This is a genomic window from Salegentibacter tibetensis (assembly GCF_020164485.1).
GTDB classification, from domain to species: Bacteria; Bacteroidota; Bacteroidia; order Flavobacteriales; family Flavobacteriaceae; genus Salegentibacter; species Salegentibacter tibetensis.
Window position 1 is genome coordinate 1 of sequence record NZ_JAIQZA010000048.1, and the last position, 20,765, is coordinate 20,765.

Annotated in this window: 15 protein-coding genes and 1 tRNA gene; 7 read left to right on the forward strand and 9 right to left on the reverse strand. The window is 37.7% G+C overall.

Annotated features, from left to right (window positions below):
- Positions 1 to 355: 355 nt before the first annotated feature.
- On the reverse strand, positions 356 to 1,075 hold the full coding sequence (locus LB467_RS17275; protein ID WP_224475301.1) for a LytR/AlgR family response regulator transcription factor: 720 nt from the start codon (positions 1,073 to 1,075) through the stop codon (positions 356 to 358).
- Entirely contained in the window at positions 1,072 to 1,776 is a 705-nt protein-coding gene (locus LB467_RS17280; protein ID WP_224475302.1) for a sensor histidine kinase, read from the reverse strand. Before LB467_RS17280 ends, LB467_RS17275 begins: the two co-directional genes overlap by 4 nt.
- A gap of 670 nt (positions 1,777 to 2,446) precedes the next feature.
- Here LB467_RS17280 and LB467_RS17285 point away from each other — a divergent pair.
- On the forward strand, positions 2,447 to 3,070 hold the full coding sequence (locus tag LB467_RS17285; protein WP_224475303.1) for a peptidase associated/transthyretin-like domain-containing protein: 624 nt from the start codon (positions 2,447 to 2,449) through the stop codon (positions 3,068 to 3,070).
- Positions 3,071 to 3,229: 159 nt separating this feature from the next.
- On the forward strand, positions 3,230 to 3,889 hold the full coding sequence (locus LB467_RS17290; RefSeq protein ID WP_224475304.1) for a YceI family protein: 660 nt from the start codon (positions 3,230 to 3,232) through the stop codon (positions 3,887 to 3,889).
- Positions 3,890 to 4,199: 310 nt separating this feature from the next.
- On the opposite strand, the gene LB467_RS17295 is transcribed toward LB467_RS17290, so the two are convergent.
- Both LB467_RS17295 and mce read right to left on the reverse strand, forming a co-directional pair.
- A tRNA-Ile gene (locus LB467_RS17295) sits at positions 4,200 to 4,273 on the reverse strand.
- 96 nt (positions 4,274 to 4,369) lie between these two features.
- Positions 4,370 to 4,798 (reverse strand): methylmalonyl-CoA epimerase, encoded by a 429-nt coding sequence (mce, locus tag LB467_RS17300; RefSeq protein WP_224475305.1) that lies wholly within the window; start codon positions 4,796 to 4,798, stop codon positions 4,370 to 4,372.
- A 119-nt stretch (positions 4,799 to 4,917) separates the two neighbouring features.
- Between mce and rbfA the strand changes: the two genes are divergently transcribed.
- Together rbfA and LB467_RS17310 are read left to right on the forward strand one after the other, a co-directional pair.
- Entirely contained in the window at positions 4,918 to 5,313 is a 396-nt protein-coding gene (rbfA, locus tag LB467_RS17305) for a 30S ribosome-binding factor RbfA (protein WP_224475306.1), read from the forward strand.
- A gap of 1 nt (position 5,314) precedes the next feature.
- A complete protein-coding gene (locus LB467_RS17310; RefSeq protein ID WP_224475307.1) occupies positions 5,315 to 6,520 on the forward strand; it encodes an ABC transporter permease in 1,206 nt (401 codons plus the stop codon).
- Positions 6,521 to 6,784: 264 nt separating this feature from the next.
- Here the strand turns inward: LB467_RS17310 and dusB are convergent, their stop codons facing one another.
- The 4 genes from dusB to LB467_RS17330 all read right to left on the reverse strand — a co-directional run bounded on the left by dusB (position 6,785) and on the right by LB467_RS17330 (position 14,667).
- Positions 6,785 to 7,777 (reverse strand): tRNA dihydrouridine synthase DusB, encoded by a 993-nt coding sequence (gene dusB / locus LB467_RS17315; protein WP_224475308.1) that lies wholly within the window; start codon positions 7,775 to 7,777, stop codon positions 6,785 to 6,787.
- Between the two features lie 232 nt (positions 7,778 to 8,009).
- Positions 8,010 to 10,415 carry an outer membrane beta-barrel family protein gene (locus LB467_RS17320; RefSeq protein ID WP_224475309.1) on the reverse strand — a complete coding sequence of 802 codons (2,406 nt, stop codon included), beginning with the start codon at positions 10,413 to 10,415 and terminating at the stop codon, positions 8,010 to 8,012.
- Positions 10,416 to 10,541: 126 nt separating this feature from the next.
- Positions 10,542 to 13,493 carry a glycoside hydrolase family 3 N-terminal domain-containing protein gene (locus LB467_RS17325; RefSeq protein ID WP_224475310.1) on the reverse strand — a complete coding sequence of 984 codons (2,952 nt, stop codon included), beginning with the start codon at positions 13,491 to 13,493 and terminating at the stop codon, positions 10,542 to 10,544.
- 16 nt (positions 13,494 to 13,509) lie between these two features.
- Positions 13,510 to 14,667, reverse strand: coding sequence for an acyltransferase family protein (locus tag LB467_RS17330; RefSeq protein WP_224475311.1), 1,158 nt, complete (start codon positions 14,665 to 14,667; stop codon positions 13,510 to 13,512).
- A gap of 231 nt (positions 14,668 to 14,898) precedes the next feature.
- Here LB467_RS17330 and LB467_RS17335 point away from each other — a divergent pair, with 231 nt between their 5' ends.
- The 3 genes from LB467_RS17335 (at position 14,899) to LB467_RS17345 (ending at position 19,228) form a co-directional block, all read left to right on the forward strand.
- Entirely contained in the window at positions 14,899 to 16,170 is a 1,272-nt protein-coding gene (locus tag LB467_RS17335; protein WP_224475312.1) for an ROK family transcriptional regulator, read from the forward strand.
- Positions 16,171 to 16,320: 150 nt separating this feature from the next.
- Positions 16,321 to 18,243, forward strand: coding sequence for a glucosamine-6-phosphate deaminase (gene nagB / locus LB467_RS17340; protein WP_237690465.1), 1,923 nt, complete (start codon positions 16,321 to 16,323; stop codon positions 18,241 to 18,243).
- A 49-nt stretch (positions 18,244 to 18,292) separates the two neighbouring features.
- Positions 18,293 to 19,228, forward strand: a complete 936-nt coding sequence (locus LB467_RS17345; protein WP_224475314.1) for an N-acetylmuramoyl-L-alanine amidase — start codon at positions 18,293 to 18,295, stop codon at positions 19,226 to 19,228.
- Between the two features lie 49 nt (positions 19,229 to 19,277).
- Here the strand turns inward: LB467_RS17345 and LB467_RS17350 are convergent, their stop codons facing one another.
- Positions 19,278 to 20,507: a C40 family peptidase gene (locus LB467_RS17350; protein ID WP_224475315.1), complete on the reverse strand. Its 1,230-nt coding sequence runs from the start codon at positions 20,505 to 20,507 to the stop codon at positions 19,278 to 19,280.
- Positions 20,508 to 20,765 lie beyond the last annotated feature (258 nt).

Sequence of the window (20,765 nt, forward strand, 5' to 3'; positions counted from 1 at the left end):
GTATAGAACTTAAGGGGGAAAGTCTAAGAAAAAAACTGTAATATTGTCATTAACTTATCTTTTTGACCAAAATCCTTAGGGGGGTCAGTATGGCCGGAATGAGGGGTCAGCATCACCGGAATATCCACCTGACCAGCCAGGAAAAGCAGAAAATAAAAATAGCCATAATAGTTTTAGAATCTTAAAAAGATATTACAAGACCTGGAAATTCGCTGTAAGTGGGTGTAAGTTTAAATTTTATTCAAATTTATCATCATATCCAAATACAAACCCAGTTGAAAAACCATTGTAGGCGTTGATACCTATTAAAACCGGAAAGCAATGGGCATCATATAAATTTTGAAGACTTAAATAATTACTTAAAAAAATTATTTTCCTTTTTATTCAATTGCTTTTTAACTTCGCTTGCATAGGAGCGGCCAATGGGAATTAATTGATCTTGAACCATAAGGTCATTATTTGTCCAGCTTTTAATTTTGTCAAAAGAAACTATAAAAGAGCGATGTACCCTAAGAAAATTTTTATTTTTTAATTCTTTTTCAATAGCATCCAGGGTTTTATAAATACTTAGAGTTTCTAATTCCGTAACTATTTTGACTTGGTTTCTCTGACTTTCTATATAAATTATTTTTTTTGATGGAATTTTTATAGTTCTTTTATTGGATTGAATCATGAAGATTTCGTTACCTGTTTCTTCTACTTTTTTTTCCTGGATATCATTCTTTTGCTTTAACACTTTACTAATGGCCTGTAAAAATCGATTAAAGGAAACAGGCTTTAAAAGATAATCGACCACATTTAATTCATACCCAGTTAAAGCATATTCCCTAAAAGCTGTAGTAAAGATAACCATGGGAGGGTTCTTCAGAGATTTTATAAATTCTATACCGGTTAATTCCGGCATTTGTATATCCAAGAAGATGAGATCCACAGGTTCTTGGTGAAACTTTCTAAAAGCTTCTACTGGGTTTAAAAAACCACCTTTATATTCCAAGCCTTCAAAACTTTTAACATAGCTTTCCAAAACCTCTATAGCTAAAGGTTCATCATCTATAATATAGCAGCTTAATTTCATATATCAATTATTTTTACCTGATTTAATGCTACAACTAAATCAATCTGAAAAAAATCCTCTTGATCGTTTATTTTCAAAGAATAATGTCCTTTATACAAAAGATCTAATCTCTTTTCCACATTATTTAATCCCAAACCTTTTTTTTTATTTTCCATCTTATTTATTTTCTTTCTTTTATTTGAGACATGAAAATGAAGGACATTATTTTCTACTTTGGTTCTTATTTTAATCCAGACAAAACTTTGCAGTTGACTTGCTCCGTGTTTAAAGCTATTTTCTACAAATGGGAGCAGAAGTAAAGGTGGAATATTTTGCCCCTCAATAGTACCTTCTGTTTGAAAGGTGACTTCCAGGCGGTCACCATACCTAATTTTTTCCAGACTAATATAATTTCCCAGAAGCTCAAGCTCTTTTTCTAAAGATACTTTCCACTGATTTCCTTCATATAAAAAGTAATCGAGCATCTCCGAAAGTTTAAGAACAACTTCACCCGCCTTTTTTGAATTTTTTAATGTTAAAGCATAAAGGTTATTAAGAGTGTTAAAAAGGAAATGAGGATGGACCTGAGCCCTCAAATATTTTATTTCAGATTCCAGTTGATCATTTTTAAGTTGTTTGACATACTTTTCGTGTTCAAACCAAATCCTGCCAATTTTAATAAATGCTCCCAAGACTACAACAGGGTAGAGGCTAAAAATCATTTTGAGGGTCCGCGGTAGGTGAAAAAAAGGTTCGGTAGATGAATAGAAATAAAATATTTCCTGATAAATCCCAAGGTACAAAGTTCGATTTAGAAAAGCTGCGAAGACCAGCGTAACTACAAAGAAAATTATGAATTTGATAAACTGCTTTTTAAGAAAGAAGGCAGGAATTAACACGTAAATTGTGAAATAAGTGGTCAAAATTTGAATTGGCAGGTCTAAAGCGGCCCACTGAAATTCTGTAAGATAACTTTTGCCTTCATTGCTGCCAAGAATGATTGTTTGGTAAAGCAGAAAGAACAGCCAAAACAGAATATGCCAGTAAATTCTTGTACGGGAGTTATAAAAATTTTGGAAAGTAGAATCCATATCTTAAAGACTAGGAAGTTGTGACAAATATAAAACCTAAATCTTTATCTGAAGATCTATTGAGGGATAAAGAGCTAATTACTCGGGATAAACAGCACTTGTCATGAATTTTACGCTATATATCCTTTTTTAATCTGTTTCTATAAAAATACATTTCAGTCTTTTTCTTTATTCTTTAAATTGCCTCAAATTAAAGTGCAACATTTTAAATTTAAAATATTTAATCTTTCATCAGAGATAAGCACAGTCAACTGCAGAAAAAAAATAAATACATTATTAGCTAACAGTAATAATACTTATTATGAAAAAATATTTAATAATATTAATTTTTGTGCCTTTTGTCGAAACATGTATTGGACAAAACAACGTGGGCTCCGAAAATAGTCAGCTGGTTGGTGCCCCTTGTGAAGGTTGTGAGGCTGTTTTTGAGTATGGTGATAAAAACTTTAAGCCTGTGGACACTTTGCCTGATTATGAAAAATATGATCCAAAATTAAAAGTCACAGGTGTCATATATCAGTCCGATGGAAAAACTCCGGCTAAGGATGTCATCCTATATCTATATCATACAAATCCGGAAGGAAAATATCCTAAAAAAGGGGATGAAACCGGTTGGGCCAGAAGACATGGGTACGTAAGAGGTTGGATTAAAACCGGCAAGGATGGGGAATATACTTTTTACACCCATATGCCTGGATCTTACGGATCCAATCCAGCTCATCTTCATCCTACTATTTTAGAGCCCGATGGAAAATACTATTACATAGATGAGTATCATTTTAAATCAGATCCCTTGCTGTCGGAGAACAAGAATTTTCCTCATAGAGGAGGGGATGGGGTTGTGACCCTTCAAAAAGCTGAAGGAGGAGGTTTTTTAGTAGAACGGGATATTATTCTTGGTTTAAATGTTCCTGATTACAACTAAGACAATACAAAAATTTTAATAGACTTATAGGTCGAATGGCTTAGGAGCTTGGTAATAAATCTGTCTTAGATATTGGAATAATTCTTTCGGAAGATTAAGGTTTTGCCTCTTTTATAAGACTAGGTAGAATTAGGTTATAATAATATTTAATATCAAATTATGAGAAATAGCTCATTACAATTATTAATCCTTTTGTTTTTTTTTGTTGGCTGTGAAAATAAAAAACTTACAAAAGTTGGTGAGACAGATTTTCCTTTGGAAGATACTTTCTCTGAGAAAACTTACACTAAGCTTCCTGTTAATAAAAACAAAAGTATCATTAAGTGGAATGGAACCAAATTAGGAGGGATCAATGGACATGAGGGTATTGTAAAATTAGAGGAAGGCTCCCTTTTTCTTTTAAGAGACAGTATTATCGGAGGGAAAATAATTGTTGATATGGAAACTATTCAGGTTACTGATATTCCCGATGAACAAATGAGTGCAAAGACAAGTCTTACTAAACATTTAAAAAGTGATTTTAACGTTTCAAATTATCCTCGATCGGAATTTGAGTTCTTAAAAGTGGAATATTTAAAGCCTGGGGTGTTAAAAATCAAAGGGATAATGACAATTAATAATATTACGAAAGAAATCGAATTTCCTATGACATATGAAACATCTAAGGCAAACGTAATTTCTGAATTAACCATTGATATTGAATTGGATCGTACGGAATGGAAAATAGGAGAACAGGGCAGTTGGCTGGCGAAGAGAGTAGTGGATAATAACTTTAAACTGAAAATTCTTTTAATTCCTCAAGAGGATCATAAAGGTTGATTGATAAATAAATTTGCTCCTCAATTTTAAAATATTATTTAGTCATAATTACCACCTTTCCCAATTTAAACATATAGCCTTAAAGTGAACATAAATAGTCACATTACTTTTTTATACCAATGGTCTGCTTGTGATTAAGCTCTTGGGTCAATTAGTAAAAAACTTCGCCTTAATATTAAATTCTTCTTTAGAATTTAATGTCAATACTGTCCTATCTATAGCACGAAAATTAATTCACAATTGTTGTACATATGTTGTACCCAAGAAGAAATAAAAAGCCTCACATCTCTGTAAGGCTTGTTTTTATCAGTGGTCCCACCTGGGCTCGAACCAGGGACCCCTTGATTATGAGTCAAGTGCTCTAACCAGCTGAGCTATAGGACCAATTCCGGCATTTCAAGAATACCCGAATTTTAGGAGTGCAATATTAGTATATATTTTTAACTCCTGCAAGGTCAAAAAGCAATTTCCTGTACCGAATTACTCCTTCCCCATTAGGGAGGGTTGGGGTGGGGCTTCCTGGCATAATTCTACTAAAACCCCATTTGCACTTTTAGGGTGCATAAAAGCCACCAGTTTATTATCGGCACCGGTTTTGGGTTCGGTATTTATCAGTTTAAAACCTTCATTTTCAAGTCGGGCGATTTCAGCTTTAATATCCTCTACCGCAAAAGCGAGGTGATGAATCCCCTCACCACGTTTTTCAATAAACTTTGCGATAGGACTTTCCGGATTTGTAGCCGCCAGCAATTCAATTTTACTATCGCCAATCTTAAAAAAAGAAGTATTTACACCTTCGCTTTCCACCGTTTCGGTTTTATAGTGTTCATTGCCTAAAACCGCTTTATAGGTAGAATTGGCCGCTTCAAGATCCTTTACTGCAATTCCAATATGTTCAATTTTCTTCATTTTACATCTTGTTTTGAGCAAAGTAAACGCCTATTTTTATATAAACAAAATGAACGGGCCACGGGCATAGTGATTACACATCTTAGGTGCATACCAATTTATTATAGTATTTTTGCAGTATGGAAGAGACAAACAGACAAAAGAAAATAGGAGGGGTTTTGCAGCGCGATCTAGCCGATATCCTGCAAAAAAACCTTAAAGATGCCGGGAGAACAGGAGTGATTATTTCGGTCTCTAAAGTGAAAGTGACTACAGACCTTTCTATCGCGAAGGCTTATATCAGCATTTTTCCGCAGAAACACGCGCAGGAAGTTATAGAGGAAATAAATCTTGGCAAGTCTAAGATAAAACACGAAATGGCGCAGCGTACCAGGAATCAGTTGCGAAAAATGCCTGAAATCAATTATTACCTGGACGATTCGTTAGAATATATAGAAAATATCGAAAAATCGATTAAAGGCGAAGAAGACCCCATAGCCGATCCCAACTTACTGGAACGCCGGAAAAAATCTTAATTTGAAGTTTCCCTTCTACATCGCCAGGCGCTATCTTTTTAGCAAAAGCAGCAATAATGCCATTAATATTATCACCATTATTGCCGCCGTAGGCGTTTTTGCAGGGGCTTTTTCATTATTTATCGTGCTCTCGGGTTTCGCCGGACTCAAGGATTTTAGTCTTTCGTTTTCAAACAAATTTGACCCCGATTTAAAAATACTTCCGTCAAGCGGAAAAACTTTTCATTTTCCTGAAGAAAAAGCCGATAAGCTGGCTGAAATTGAAGGGATTTCCGGGTTTAGTAAAATCATTGAAGAACGTATTTTCCTCGATTACCGCAATAAAAACCATACTGCGTTTATAAAAGGGGTAGATGACAATTACCGGCAGGTTACTCAAATAGATAGTGCGGTTTCGGGGTCCTGGCTAACCAGCAGTGAAGCCCAGGTGGTTGTGGGAAACACGATTTCACGAACACTCGGACTTAGCATTTTTAACTATCAAAATCTACTGAACGTGATGGTGCCCCGCCCCGGAAAAGGGCAGATTACCGGCTTAAATCCCGGGCAGGCCTTTAATCAGGAAAAGGTAATTGTTAGCGGAATCTACAGCGTAAACGAAGAATTAGACGATAAATATGTTTTTTCTAACCTGAATTTCGCCAGAAACCTTTTAGAATTAGACGAGAACACATACTCCGGAATTGAAATTAAAACTACACCCAACGCTGATCCCGATGCGATTACGGCTGAAATAAAACAACTTTTTGGTAACGAGATTATCATAAAAAACCGGGCACAACTCAACGAGACGCTTTACAAAATGCTCAATACCGAAAACCTTGCGGTCTACCTTATTTTTACCCTGGTTTTAATTATCGCCCTATTTAATGTTGCCGGTTCTATCATTATGGTAATCCTGGACAAACGGGATAACATAAAAACTTTATTTAATCTTGGCGCATCAGAAAGCCAGATCAAAAAAATATTTTTTACCCAGGGAATTCTTATGACGATTATTGGCGGCGCCATAGGATTATCGGCTGCAATTTTGCTGGTTTATTTACAACTGCAATTTGATCTTGTGATGATCACTCCCAGCCTAGCCTATCCCGTAGCTATCACTTTAGAAAATATCTTTATTGTAATCTTTACTATAGGAATTCTGGGGCTTATCGCTTCTTTTAGCGCGGCTGGTAGTAGTAGGAAGGCTTTAAAAGCGATTTAATATTTTCTAGCCACGAATTCACGAATTTTTTATTTTCTGAAAAATATACTAAAGCTCCTCCCCTTATTTTCAAGGGGAGGTGGCCGTTAGGCCGGAGGGGTTTTTCTTGAATTTTTATAGTAGGTCTTTTCAGGTTACGTGGTTGGCTTCGTCAAACTGAACTTGTTTCAGCTTCTAACACGTTTTAACTATCAATATTTTAGATTCTGAAACAAGTTACAGAATGACGTAAAATTCGTGAATTCGTGGCTAACTTATGAGAGCTTAAGCAAACTGAAAATCAGCAAAGTCCCTTTCCACCTCATCAAAAGCGGCAAAAACATCGGCGGCATCATCGCTGGTTACCATTTTCATTCGGTATTCTTTAAAATGCGGAATTCCCTTGAAGTAATTGGTATAATGGCGGCGGGTTTCAAAAACACCCAGCTTCTCCCCTTTCCAGTCGATTGCCATTTGTAAATGACGTCTTGCGGCATCCAGGCGTTCCAACATATCTGGAGGCGGTAAGTGTTCACCAGTTTCGAAATAGTGCTTTACTTCCCTGAAAAACCAGGGGTAACCAATGCTGGCCCGACCAATCATCGCACCATCAAGTCCGAATTTATCCCGCATCTCCATAGCTCTTTCGGGCGTGTCTACATCACCATTCCCGAAAACCGGGATATGCATCCGCGGATTGTTCTTTACCTCAGCAATTGGCGCCCAGTTGGCTTCACCCTTATACATTTGCACGCGGGTTCTTCCGTGAATGGAAATAGCCTTGCAACCAACATCCTGAAGCCTTTCAGCAACCTCGAGAATTTTTATGGAATCGTTATCCCAGCCCAAACGGGTTTTTACGGTTATGGGAAGATTGGTATGTTTTACCATAGCTTCCGTAAGGGAAACCATTAGATCGATATTCTTTAAAATTCCGGCACCGGCACCTTTGGAAACCACCTTTTTAACGGGACAACCAAAATTGATATCGATAATATCGGGATTGGATTTCTCTACAATCTCAACCGATTTCAACATAGAATCCAGCTCGGCTCCAAAGATTTGAATGCCAACGGGACGTTCTTTTTCGTAAATATCCAGCTTCATTGTACTTTTCGCTGCATCGCGAATAAGCCCTTCTGAAGAGATAAATTCGGTGTAAACCACATCGGCACCCTGCTCTTTGCAAAGCGCACGGAATGGCGGGTCGCTCACATCTTCCATCGGTGCCAACAGCAACGGGAAGTCTCCTACATCTATATTTCCTATTTTAGCCACTTCGGTTTATTTTGGAATGCAAAAGTACGAAATGCCCCCTAACCCCCAAAGGGGGAATTTAAGTAAGCTGCTCTGAAGATCGTCATCCTGAATTTATTTCAGGGCTTGCTCCGAAATTTATTCGGAGATCTAAGACAATAGATATGGGTATTATGTTAGAATCCCGAAGTAAATTCGGCATAAAGTCTGAAACAAGTTCAGCTTGACGGAATAAAGACTTTCTGGGGCGTTTCTACAACCTATCCCTTTCGGCGGCGTCTATGCTGCGCTGGTTATCTTTCAGTCTAAAGTTTCCGAAATTATATTTAAATCCAACACGCACATAACGCATTTCTTCCCTGGCGAAAAATGAATTATCCTGATTTAAATATTGGGAAGTCAATCTTGTATTGGTGTTGTTGAAAATATCGTTGATGTTCAGGCTTAATTCTGCACGGTTGTTCCAAAGTGTTTTCCTAAAACCAAGGCTTAAAGTTGAAAAAGGATCAAAATTATAGGAACCGGAAATATAATCTGAAACATAAGTAAAACTTAAATTCCCTGAAAAAGTACCGTCTTTTGAAAGGGTAAAGGAATTATACAACTGACCGAAAACCGCATCAATCTCGTTGGTAACTTCAGCATTGTTGCTTTCTACCGCTAGAAAAGTATTTTCTTCGTGAAACAGGGAAGCGTATAATTGTGCATACCACCAGCCGGTGATGGAACGACCATGCAAAATATCCAATCCGTAGCTTTTGCTTTCCAGTAAATTAGCCTGTAACCTTCTAATGGTTAAGTTTTGATTGTCCTGAAATGCCAAACTCGCCGGTGATCTTCCGTTATCGCGATAATAAACATCAAAAAAATACTGCCCCAAAAGCGTGTAATTCAGATTATAATTATTGCTGATTGCGGCCCTTAGATTCGGGTTTCCGGCGTTAAAATCGTTTTCATTTAAGAAATATCTAAACGGATTTAAACTTGCATATCTGGGACGTTCAATTCTTCGGCTGTAATCCAGCGTAAAACTATGATTATCTGAAGCCCGGTATTGCAAATACGCGGTTGGAAATAATTCAAAATATTCCTGACTGTTTAGCTGGTCTGTTGAAAAAGACATCCCTAAAAGATCGGTGTATTCTCCTCTCAACCCGCCTTGTACGCTCCATTTTTCCCAATCCCTGGAAGCGCTGGCATAAACCGCGTAAACCTTTTCATCGTAATGAAATTCATCTGAAAGGTTATCATAAAGATCTTCGAGACTTTCTGCATCAAAAAAATCGATCCCACTTTCTGAATCTATGCTGGATAATTTTAACCCGCTTTCAAAAGAGGTCTCTCCCAGGCTGGTGCTAAGGTCTATTTGGGCAGTAAAAATATTGATATTCTGAATTGCTTCTGTATTAAAAGTGATGTCATTAACCACTTCTCCATTTCCGGAAAAATACTCGGTAGCAACCCTTTGGTCACGTTCCTGATCGAATTTAGTATAATGCGCGCCTGCTGAAATATTCCCACCATTATCGAGGCTATGGGTATAAGTAAGATCTAAAGCAATATTGCTGTCATCGGTACTTACATCGCTATCGGTAGTAAAATTTGAAAATGCGGTGTTTCCCATAGCGGCAACATCGGTTCGCACAGAATTATCAAAAGTTTTATCGGGTGAATAGAGGAAATTGGACGAAAAACTCAGTTTATTTTTTTCATCAAAATCATAATCCATGATCACATTGGCGTTGTGTGCCTGCGAGCGGGTAATTCTTTCAAAATCACTTTCCCATCTTTGTCCGCCTTCCTGGTTTGGGCTAAAATTTATATAACTATCGTCTCTTTTTATCTCTTTTCGCGGACTAAAGGTATAATTGGCAAAAACGTTAAGCTTGTCGCCTTTCCAGTAATGGCTCGTTCCTAATTGATATTTTGGAACAATCCCCTGGGTATATGCACCTTCTAAACTTCCTTTATAACCCGGAGAAATGGCAGATGTGGTATTTATATTTAAAATCGCACCACCTTCAGCTTCATAGCGTGCCGGCGGGTTGGTGATTACTTCAACCGATTTAATATTTTCTGCCGAATAACTTTGTAAAAGGGTTTGTAATTCATCTTCGGTAAGCTGAACTTTACGATCGTTAATGTAAACCGTAACATTGGAATTCCTTACCCGCAATTGCCCCTGACTCATAATTACACCCGGGGTTTGGCGCAAAATATCCCAGCTATTTCCACTGGAAAGTGTAGAATTTTCAACATCAAAGGTAATGCGGTCTATGCTGCGGGTAATTTTTGGTTTACGGGCGTTAATGGTAACTTCCTCTAAATTTGAAGCGCTCTCCTTCAACGTAATTTTTCCTAGTTTTTTGTCTGATCTGACCGATATCTGCTGAAGAAACTCCTCATAGCCTACAAAACTTACCTTCAACAAATAATCATTTGCTGCATTTTCTTCCAGAAAAAATTCTCCGTTATCTTCTGAAATGGTGCCTTTATAAACCGAAGTAGAATCTTCAGCATTTAATAAAACAACATTGGCAAACGCAACAGGTTCGTTGGTTTCGGTAACCAATTTGCCTTTTACAGTGTGTTGTGCGAATAAAGAACTGGTAAATAAAAAAAGTAGGGTAACAAGAAATGGGGGGTAACTTCTAGTCATATATTTTGAGTGGGTTTTTATGAAAAAATCAAACAAATATATACTTTCCTGAATAAGCTGTAAAATTTTTGGGGAATCTATTCTATAATTCAGAATAATTTTCAAGAAAAACTCATGAAAAATCTTCTAATCTTCTATTGCATCGTATAAAACCTGCTGAATATTTGTCCTGGTATTCAGCTGATAAAGCCTTGTATTGCTTCGGCTGGGTAGCACGCGATTAGAAAGAAACAAATAAAGCAAATCTTCTTCGGGATCTACCCAGGCCATAATTCCTGTAAAACCGGTATGACCAAAACTCGCTTTGCTTGCATCTTTTGCCGTATTGCTGCTTTCACCTTTATATTCTAAATAAGGCTTGTCAAATCCGAGTCCGCGATGATTGTCATTTTCGGGAAATTGCGTAGTACTCCAGTTTTTTAGGGTTTCCTCTTCAATATAGCGCTCCCCGGCATATTCGCCCATATTCAAGTACATCTGCATCAGTTTTGCCAAATCGTTGGCGGTTGAAAAAAGCCCTGCATTGGCCGAAACGCCACCCATCATAATCGCGCCCTCGTCGTGTACCATTCCGTGGATAGGTTTATGGCGAAACAAATAATCGTGTTCTGTAGGAACAATTCTATCCTTTACGAAGCGCTCTAGCGGATTATAGCCCAGCGTGGTAGCGCCCAGTTTATCGTAGAAATTTTCGTTGATATATTTTCTGAAATCTTTCCCGCTTATTTCTTCAACTATACAAGGGAGCAGGTAAAAAGTCAAACCCGAATATTTATACTTTGCTTCTTCTTCCAACTCAGATTTCTTGATGGCTTTAAACATCTTATTCTGGTAATTTCTATGCAACCACAAATCTTCGCTTATTTTAATAGGAAATCTGGCAGAAGAATCCTTTTTAAGAGTGAACCACTTATAGCTTCCATTTTTTCGAAGTGTATTTTTCCAATAGGGAATCCAGGGTTTAAACCGGGCCTGGTGCGTAAGTATTTGATGAAACGGCACCCCCGCTTTATTGGAGTTTTTGAAATATGGTAAATAATCGTCTATCCCTGCTTCGAGATCAAACTTTCCCTCATCCTGTAATTTCATTAAAGCCGGTAAAGCAGAAGAAATTTTTGTTACCGAAGCCAAATCGTACAGATCGGTTTTCTTAACTTTTATCGTATCGCTGTATTCATGGTAGCCGTAAGCCTTATGCAACACGATTTTGCCATCTTTAGCGACTAAAATTTGCCCTCCCGGCGTCGCTTTTTTTTTAATAGCTTCCTGCATTAAGGAATCTACACCGCCAAAAAGTTTTTCTGAATCCATTCCCGCATCTTCGGGGAGTGTATATTTAAGCCTAATTTTTCCATTTACATCTACCCCGTCACCAGACCTGAATTTTTCGCCAATACTCACTGGAAGTCTTCCGTTTGCTCCCACCCCTCCAAAAATAAGTTGCGCTGCGAGGTCTTGAGTGGTTTTGCTGTCCTGATAGGTTAAGATCAACCCGGCAGCCTCTTCAATTTTATCAAGTTTATTTATAGAATAAGGATTTTTAAAATAGCTGAAAATCGTATGTTCTTTTTCAGCTAATTCCGCTATAAAATCCTGTAATGGTTTAGAGAATTTCATTGTATTTCGCGGAAAGCGGCTCTCATCGTGAATTCCCCCAATTACTAGGTTATATTCTGAAAGTTTTTCTTTGATTCTGGCTATTTCTGTAGCACTGGCATCAGCTTTTAACTGGAAGTTTTTTACTTCAGTATACAAATTCAGGGTTTTCTGAAATTCGGTTTGTTTTGAAGCTCCAAAAGAGATCGCAGCCACCTTTAAAGTATCAAGCCTTCTTAATGGTAGAATGCTTTTTTCATTTTTCAGTACAGTTAGCGACGCTTCTACCAGTTTTCTGTTCAGGAATTCGGCTTTCCCCGTATTTATATCTTTCAGAATATTCTTAGGACCTTGCTCCTTGTATTCATTTAAACCAACCCATTGTTTTACCGCCAGGATTTTCCTAACCCTTTCGTCCAGCTGTTTTTGAGTGATTAATCCCCGCTGAACGGCTTTACTAACCTCATCTATTGCTTTAGGAACATCTTCGGTAAATTCCAAAAGATCGTTACCCGCTAAAATGGCGTCTTTATCTACTATGCCGGGTTCGTTGCCTTTGGTAACGCCTTTCATATTCATCGCATCGGTTACAATTAGACCTTCAAAACCTAAACTATCCTTTAAAATTCCAGTGATAATCGATTTTGATAAAGTTGAAGGCACTCCGCTAGGATCTAAAGCGGGAATATTTAAATGGGCTACCATTACGCCTCCAATTCCGGCGTCTATCAATTCTTTAAACGGGTACATTTCTAATGAATCCAATCTTTCAAAAGGATGATTTATCTGCGGAAGCGCATAATGCGAATCGGTATCGGTATCACCGTGTCCAGGAAAATGTTTAGCAGTTGTGAGTAAATTCGCATCCTGCATTCCGCGCATATAGGCAATTCCTTTTCGAGAAACATTTTCTTTATTTTCTCCAAAAGAGCGGAAATTAATCACCGGGTTATTAGGGTTATTATTTACATCTACTACCGGGGCAAAATTTAGGTGGAGCCCGGTGCGCTTTATTTGCCTGGCAACTTCTTTTCCGAGGTCATAAACCAAACTATCGTCTCTAATAGCTCCCAGCGCCATATGGTACGGATAGCTTATGGTATTGTCAAGCCTCATTCCCAGACCCCATTCGGCATCTATAGCACCTAACAAAGGAACTTCAGAAGCCAACTGGTAATCGTTCATTAACTTCAATTGCGACTCAGGATCCCCCTGGAAAAAGATTAAACCACCAATTTTTTGTTCGTTAATAAGTTTAAGGATTTCCTCTTTATGCGCATTATTCCTGTTTGAATAAGCCGCTACCATAATAAGTTGTGCAATTCGCTCCTTTGGCGTGAGCTGCTCCATAATGGAATCTACCCATTTACTATTGGTGTATTGAAGAAATTCCGGGGATTTTTTATCTTTTTCCTGGGCCTGCATTGACAGCCCGCAAAAGGCCATCGCAATAATGAATAAGAGTGAAGTTGTATTCCTCATTTTATAAGAATTGATTTTATACTTTAATATAGATACGTTTTTTATGCAACAAGTAGCCAAGCAACCACATAAGCAACATATAAGAAGTAGCAAACAGCAGCGAGGCGTTATAATTGTTTAGCCAGCTAAGATATAAGTTTTCGTAAAGCCAAGCCTTTAAGGCCTGCCCGTTAACATAAATAATATTCAAGAGGATTATAACAAGTCCAGACATTACATAAACGAACAACGGATTTTTCCCAAAAGCTTCAAAGAAAGCTGTCCATCTTTTAAAGCCAAAAATTTCAATAATCAAAATTAAGGTTGATAGTACCATAAGCGTCCAACCGGTGCTGTATAATACGTAGGAGCTACTCCAAATGGGTTTATTTATGGGAAACCAGATATCCCAGGTTTGCGCCAGGACCAACAGCAAAACACCAGAAATACTTAACTTAATTACTGTAGCCATATTATTACCCGATTTTTGAATAAAAACACCTGCCACATAACCTGCAATTACATTTACAATTGCCGGAAGCGTACTCAATAAACCTTCGGGATCAAAAGGAAGTCCATAACCTTTATAAAGGTTTTCATCATTGAATATAAGTTGATCAAACTTTAGCGCAGCATTATTCTCTAAAGACAAAGGATTAGGATGATCGCCAAAAAACCACATTATTGCCCAGTAAGCAAGCAAAATAAAACTTCCAAAAATGATAGATTTTTTCAGTTTTAAATAATGAATAATCATCGACGCAAAAAGATAACAAAGGGCTATTCTTTGTAAAACGCCCATGATTCGCATATTAGCCAGATTTTTGAAAACCAGTTCTCCTTCCTGTCTGTCCACAAAAGGAAAGGCATTTAAAAACAATCCGATAAGAAAAATAAGTAGAGCCCGTTTAAAGACCTTTTTCAAAAAAGCGTTTTCAGAAATACTTTCATACTTGCGCAGGCTGAAACTCATTGCGTTCCCTATTACAAATAAAAAAGAAGGAAAAACCCAATCGGTTGGAGTAAAACCATTCCAGGCTGCGTGTTTAAACGGCGCGTAAATATGCGACCAGCTTCCAGGTGTGTTTACCAGAATCATTAAGGCTATCGTAAGTCCGCGCAAAACATCTAATGAAAAATAGCGCTGATTTTTACCGGTCTTTGCTTGCTTAAATAATTTAGTGTTTTCAGTCATTCTCGTAAATAAATATCCCGGAAATTAGCATTTGGTTTTACAAATCCTGGCTTGCAATTATTTCATAAAAATATAAATTTCGATTAAATAATTAATCTTTTATAAAAAAATAGAAAAAGTATTTTTAAAAATATTTTTTTTATATACTTTTAAATTCAAAATAAATTCATTTTTTTAAAAGCTTAAAACAAACTCTTAATGCTTTTATTTTAAATTATGACAACTCAAAATATGACAACAGATCTACATGACTTTTTTATAGATGAAAAAAAACTATCTAAAATCAATAATGTAGAGCGGAAAAAATTTCTTCAGAAATTAAAGATCATCAAGCATCTTTTTCTGAACAGAGAAACCTCTAATGCCGAAGTTTGCCAGCGCTTTAATGTGAGTCTGCCAACTTCTATGTCGTTGTTGAACCAACTTATTGAAGAAGGAATTGTGGTAAAGAAAGGCAGGGGAAAATCTGAAGGTGGCCGCAAACCCGATCTTTATGGACTTGTAGAGAATTCGTTTTTTGTAGTTAGCATTCATATTGAGCGCTTTATGATTAAACTGGCGATAATTGATAATAATCATACGATTCTTCACGAAAAATCCTGGCCTGCAGAAATTTCCTCAGATTCCAATATTGTAGATATTTTATTTGAATGGAGCCACGAATTGCTGAAAGAAGCAAAAATAAAAATAGATCAGGTAATGGGGGTAGGCATTAGTATGCCGGGACTGGTTTCTGCCGAAGCCGGTAAAAACTTCACCTATTATTTAAGCGAACAGGAGCCTGAATCGCTTAAAATGAAATTTGAGAAAAAATTTAAAAAGCCGGTAGCCATTCTTAATGATGCAAAAAGTGCTTGTTTAGCTGAATTCCGCTTTGGGTCGGCAAAAAATAAAAGCAACGTATTAGTAATTTCTATGGATTGGGGTATTGGCCTGGGAATTATTATGGGTGGAAAAATGCACTCGGGTGAATCAGGTTTTGCTGGAGAATTCGGCCATATCCCAATGACCGAAGACGGCTTGCTTTGCCACTGCGGAAAACGTGGTTGCCTGGAGACAGAAGCTTCAGGGCTTGCATTAGTTAGAAAAACCAAAGAAGGATTAAAAGCAGGACAAACCTCGGTTTTAAATAACCTTAAAAAGGAGGCATTAGAAAAACTCGAGCCGGAAACTATTATAGACGCTGCTAACCGTGGCGACCAGTTTGCAATAAATGTTTTATCGGAAATAGGAATCAATCTAGGAAAAGGAATCGCCGTACTTATTCAAATCTTTAATCCTGAATTGGTAATCCTGGAAGGTAAAATAGCGGAAGCAAAACAGTTTATCACCACGCCAATTCAGCAGTCTATGAATACTTACTGTATGATGCAACTTAAGGAACGCACCAAAATAGCACTTTCTATCCTTGGGGCAAATTCCAGTTTATACGGCGGTACCATAGCAGTTATGGACGATATATTTAAAGACCAGGTAAGCCTGGTTAAATCACATATCAGCTAAATAGTAAACTACCTCAGAACAAGTTCTTGAGGTATTATAGGAAAAATAATATTTTAATTTCGGGGAAAGCCCGCCTGAATGATTCGGACAGGCCTCGGAGAATTTAATTCTCGATTATCGAGTAAATTCAATAATCAGCTAAAAAAAATTATGGCCAGATTAAATCTTTTAGAAGAAACACGCTTTGAAAAGCTACCGGTAAAAGTTTATGAAGATGAACATATTGCCTCTAAAAAAGTAGCCAAACGAATTGCAGATCTAATTCGCCGCAAGCAGGAAAACCAGGAACACGCGGTTTTAGGGCTCGCCACCGGGGCAACGCCGATTGAGGTTTATGAAGAATTGGTACGCATGCACAAAGAGGAAGGTTTAAGCTTTAAAAACGTGATCACCTTTAATCTGGACGAATATTACCCCATGCAGCCCGATGCCAAGCAGAGCTATGTAAAGTTTATGGATGAGAACCTTTTTGGTCATATAGATATAAAAAAAGATAATATCCATATTCCAGACGGCACTCTAAAAAAAGAAGATATTACAGATTACTGCCTTGCTTACGAGAATAAAATTGGCGCGGTTGGCGGCTTAGACCTTCAGTTGTTAGGAATTGGTAGAACCGGCCATATCGGATTTAACGAACCTGGTTCGGCTCCAAACTCAGGAACACGTTTAGTAACCTTAGACGATTTAACCCGCCGGGATGCATCGCGCGATTTCGGAGGTAAGGAAAATGTACCTACCAAAGCCATCACTATGGGAATTGGGACCATTTTTAAGGCGAAAGAAATTATTTTAATGGCCTGGAGCAAGAAAAAAGCCCCAATCATTAAAAAAGCGGTTGAAGGCGAAATGTTTGGAAATGTACCGGCCACTTATCTTCAACTTTCAGATAATGTTGAATTTATTTTAGATAAAGACGCGGCTTCAGAGTTAACAAGGTTCGATACACCCTGGCTGGTAAAAGACTGCACATGGGATAAAGCACTAATCAAAAAAGCAGTAATCTGGCTTTCTTCCGAAGTGAAAAAACCTATTCTGAAACTTACCGACGAAGATTACAATAACAACGGAATGGCGCAACTTGCTACCGAGCAGGGCCCTGCCTACGATATTAATATTGATGTTTTTAACCAATTACAACATAGTATTACCGGTTGGCCTGGCGGAAAACCTAATGCTGATGACACCCAGAGACCCGAAAGAAAAGACCCGGCAAAAAAGCGTTCCATAATATTTTCTCCGCATCCCGATGACGATGTAATCTCCATGGGCGGCACATTCATTAGGCTGGTCGACCAGGGACACGATGTGCATGTGGCTTACCAAACTTCAGGGAATACCGCAGTCTGGGATACCGATGTTTTACGTTATGTTGAATTCGCCATAGATTTTAAGAAAAGTACCGGGGAAAATACCGAAAAACTGGAAGCTACTTACGAGAAAATGCGAACCTTTATTGATAAAAAAGAGCCTAACGAAATAGATTTAAATGAAATAAGGGATGTAAAAGCATTTATTAGAAAATCTGAAGCCTTTGCCGGTGCCCGTTATGCAGGTCTAAAAGATAAAAACATTCATTTTATGGCCTTGCCTTTTTATGAAACCGGAAAAAAAGTTAAAAGCCCGGTAACCGACAAGGATATAGAGCTCACCATGGAATTGCTAAAAGAGGTAAAACCTCACCAGGTATTTGCTGCCGGCGATTTTGCCGACCCTCACGGGACACATATTGTTTGTTTCCGCATAATTCTGGAAGCGATGAAAAGGCTTAGAAAAACCGAAGCCTGGACCAAAGACTGCTGGTTGTGGATGTACCGCGGCGCCTGGCAGGAATTTGAAGTTCATGAGATCGAAATGGCCGTACCGTTGTCTCCGAAGGAAGTACAACGCAAGAGAAATGCTATTTTCCAACACCAGTCACAAAAAGACCGGCCGGTATTCCCAGGAGACGACGAACGTGAGTTTTGGGTAAGAGCCGAAGAGAGAAATCGGGAAACCGCTGAAAGTTACGACAAACTCGGATTGGCAAATTATGAGGCTATGGAAGCCTTTGTAAAATGGAAATTCGAATAAAAAATATAAGATTGCTGGAATAAATTTTAACAATAAAGTCAGGCTATAGATGAAAAAATTGATTCCTGTTTTTTATTTAATAATGGCTTTAGCTATTATTTCCTGCGGAAGCAATCCTTACGCCAAAACAAACCGTTTACACAAAAAACAGGCAAAAGCCTACAGCAAACAATTAAAGCAGTTACCCGCCCGGGAAGCCCAGAAAGAATCCGCACTCAATTATGGAGAGTACTGGGTGGGAACTACTAATTTTAATTTGCGAAAACCAAACTATGTGGTAATTCACCACACTGCGCAAGATTCAATTCAGCAAACTTTAAGCACTTTCACCTTGCCAAGAACGCAAGTTAGTTCACATTATGTAATTGCCAAAAACGGTGAGATCTATCATATGCTGAACGATTATTACCGCGCCTGGCACGGTGGGATTGGAAAATGGGGTAATAATACCGATTTAAACTCCTCTTCTCTGGGGATTGAAATTGATAATAATGGTGAAGAAGAATTTACCAATTTACAAATAATCAGCTTAATTGAATTGCTCGATGAAATTAAGGAAAAATACAGTATTCCTGCTGAAAATTTTATTGGCCATTCTGATATTGCTCCGTCCCGGAAAGTAGATCCCAATGCTAATTTCCCATGGAAACGTTTAGCCGAAGAAGGTTTTGGGTTATGGTATGATGAAACCGAAGTTGAAAACCTCAAGTTTGAAGCTGAATTTTTTAAACCAAACCCCTTAGCTATAGATTTTAATTCAAGGCTTAATACCCGAATTCCGTTTATAGATAAACTGGTTTTCCCTGAAGTAATTCCCGCCGATTTTAACATAAAAAACGCATTAAAGATCATAGGCTTTGATACGTCTGATTTAGGCGCTGCAAAAAGCGCTTTTAAATTGCATTTTATACAAAAAGATTTAGACCAGCCCTTTAATAGTTATGATTTAAAAGTGCTGTATCAATTGCATAAGAAGTATTTGTAAACAAGAAAACCTCACGGGTTTTTCGAAACCTGTGAGGTAAATTTTAAGCTTACATCTTCACCTTTTCAGCTTCAGAATTGGTAAAAAGATCGGTGTTTTTGAGGTAGATCAGACCCTTATCTTCTTTGTTTAAGATTCGTTTGGAACGCAGGTATCGATTGTAGTTATATTCGTCAAAATCTTCAGCTTCGGTATCAAAATTACTAATATGCACCTCGCCCATAGAATGAATGAATTTATTATCTCCGATCCACATTCCTACGTGAATTACGCGCTCTGAAGTGGAATCGGTTGCCGGTTTTCCGAAGAAAAGCAGATCGCCCTTTTGCAGATTTTCAAAATTATTTTCGGTATCTACTACTTCCCCGGTATGAATTTGCTGCGAAGCATCACGCGGAATTACCATTCCATTCAGGAAAAATATGGTTTTGGTATATCCGCTGCAATCAACACCTTTTGGTGAGGTGCCACCCCATAAATAAGGCAAACCCATTAGTTTTTTGGAGGTCGCCACCAGATCTTCTTCAGTTTGATCCAAAGAAACAACCCAATCCCGATAAGGCTGTGCATAAGCTTTCTCTACAAAGGCTTTCTTGCCGTTTGGATATTCTACCCTGTAAAAATTATTTTGTTCGCTTAAAAGCTCTAAAATGTTCCCGGCTACAAGATCTGAAACTGTTTGCGATTTAGAATTAGCAACGGTATATGCATTTCCGTTGGGTTCGGTGAAAATAAGCTTATCGGTGTCCTTCCATTCTGAAAATTCTTCTTCGGTCATATTCTGGATTCCACCGTAATCTACCCAGGCCAGGTAACCCTCGGGCGTTTGAATATAGTACCATCCCCCCTCTTTTTTATAAACTTTTACCGGCATTCCCAGCGTTGCCTGGGTTACCAATTGCGCCGAATGTTTTGGAGCATCACGTAAATTAGCAACAGAAATCTTTACCACTCCGCGAGTTTTATTTTCCAGCCCTTCAATATCAGGAAGCACCTGAATACTATCGGTAAATTTTATGTTTTCTGATTGTAATTTATCTTTTAAAGTCGCTACAGCTTCTGGATCGTTAGATTCACCCTTTAAAATATACGAATCTCCATTTTTTTTGGCTTTAACTTCAAAAAGCGCTACGCGTCCATCTGGGGCATATTCTTGTTCAACCTCAGCGATTTGTTTTTCCAGCGGATGTTCTTCTTCTTTTTCAGCTTTTTCCTCGCAAGAAGCGAAAAGGAAAAGCATTAGGAGAAAGGGTAAATAGGTGTGTTTTAAAATGTTCATTTTATCAGTTTTATTGTTTGATTTTGCCACTTATTCACAAATCCTGTAAATATTTTGAAATTTAAAACATTTCTCGATACAAAATTCTTGCAGAATTTCACTCCTTTAGACTTGTATTAATATATTTATATTAACACTAGTGTCCGGTTATAAATTAAACATTTTCAGTTGGTTATAATCGTCATTAATATTCTTTCTGTATTCTTTATTGTTAAGTAGTTGATTTATAGTTACTTTCTCAAAGAGGCTAATACTCAA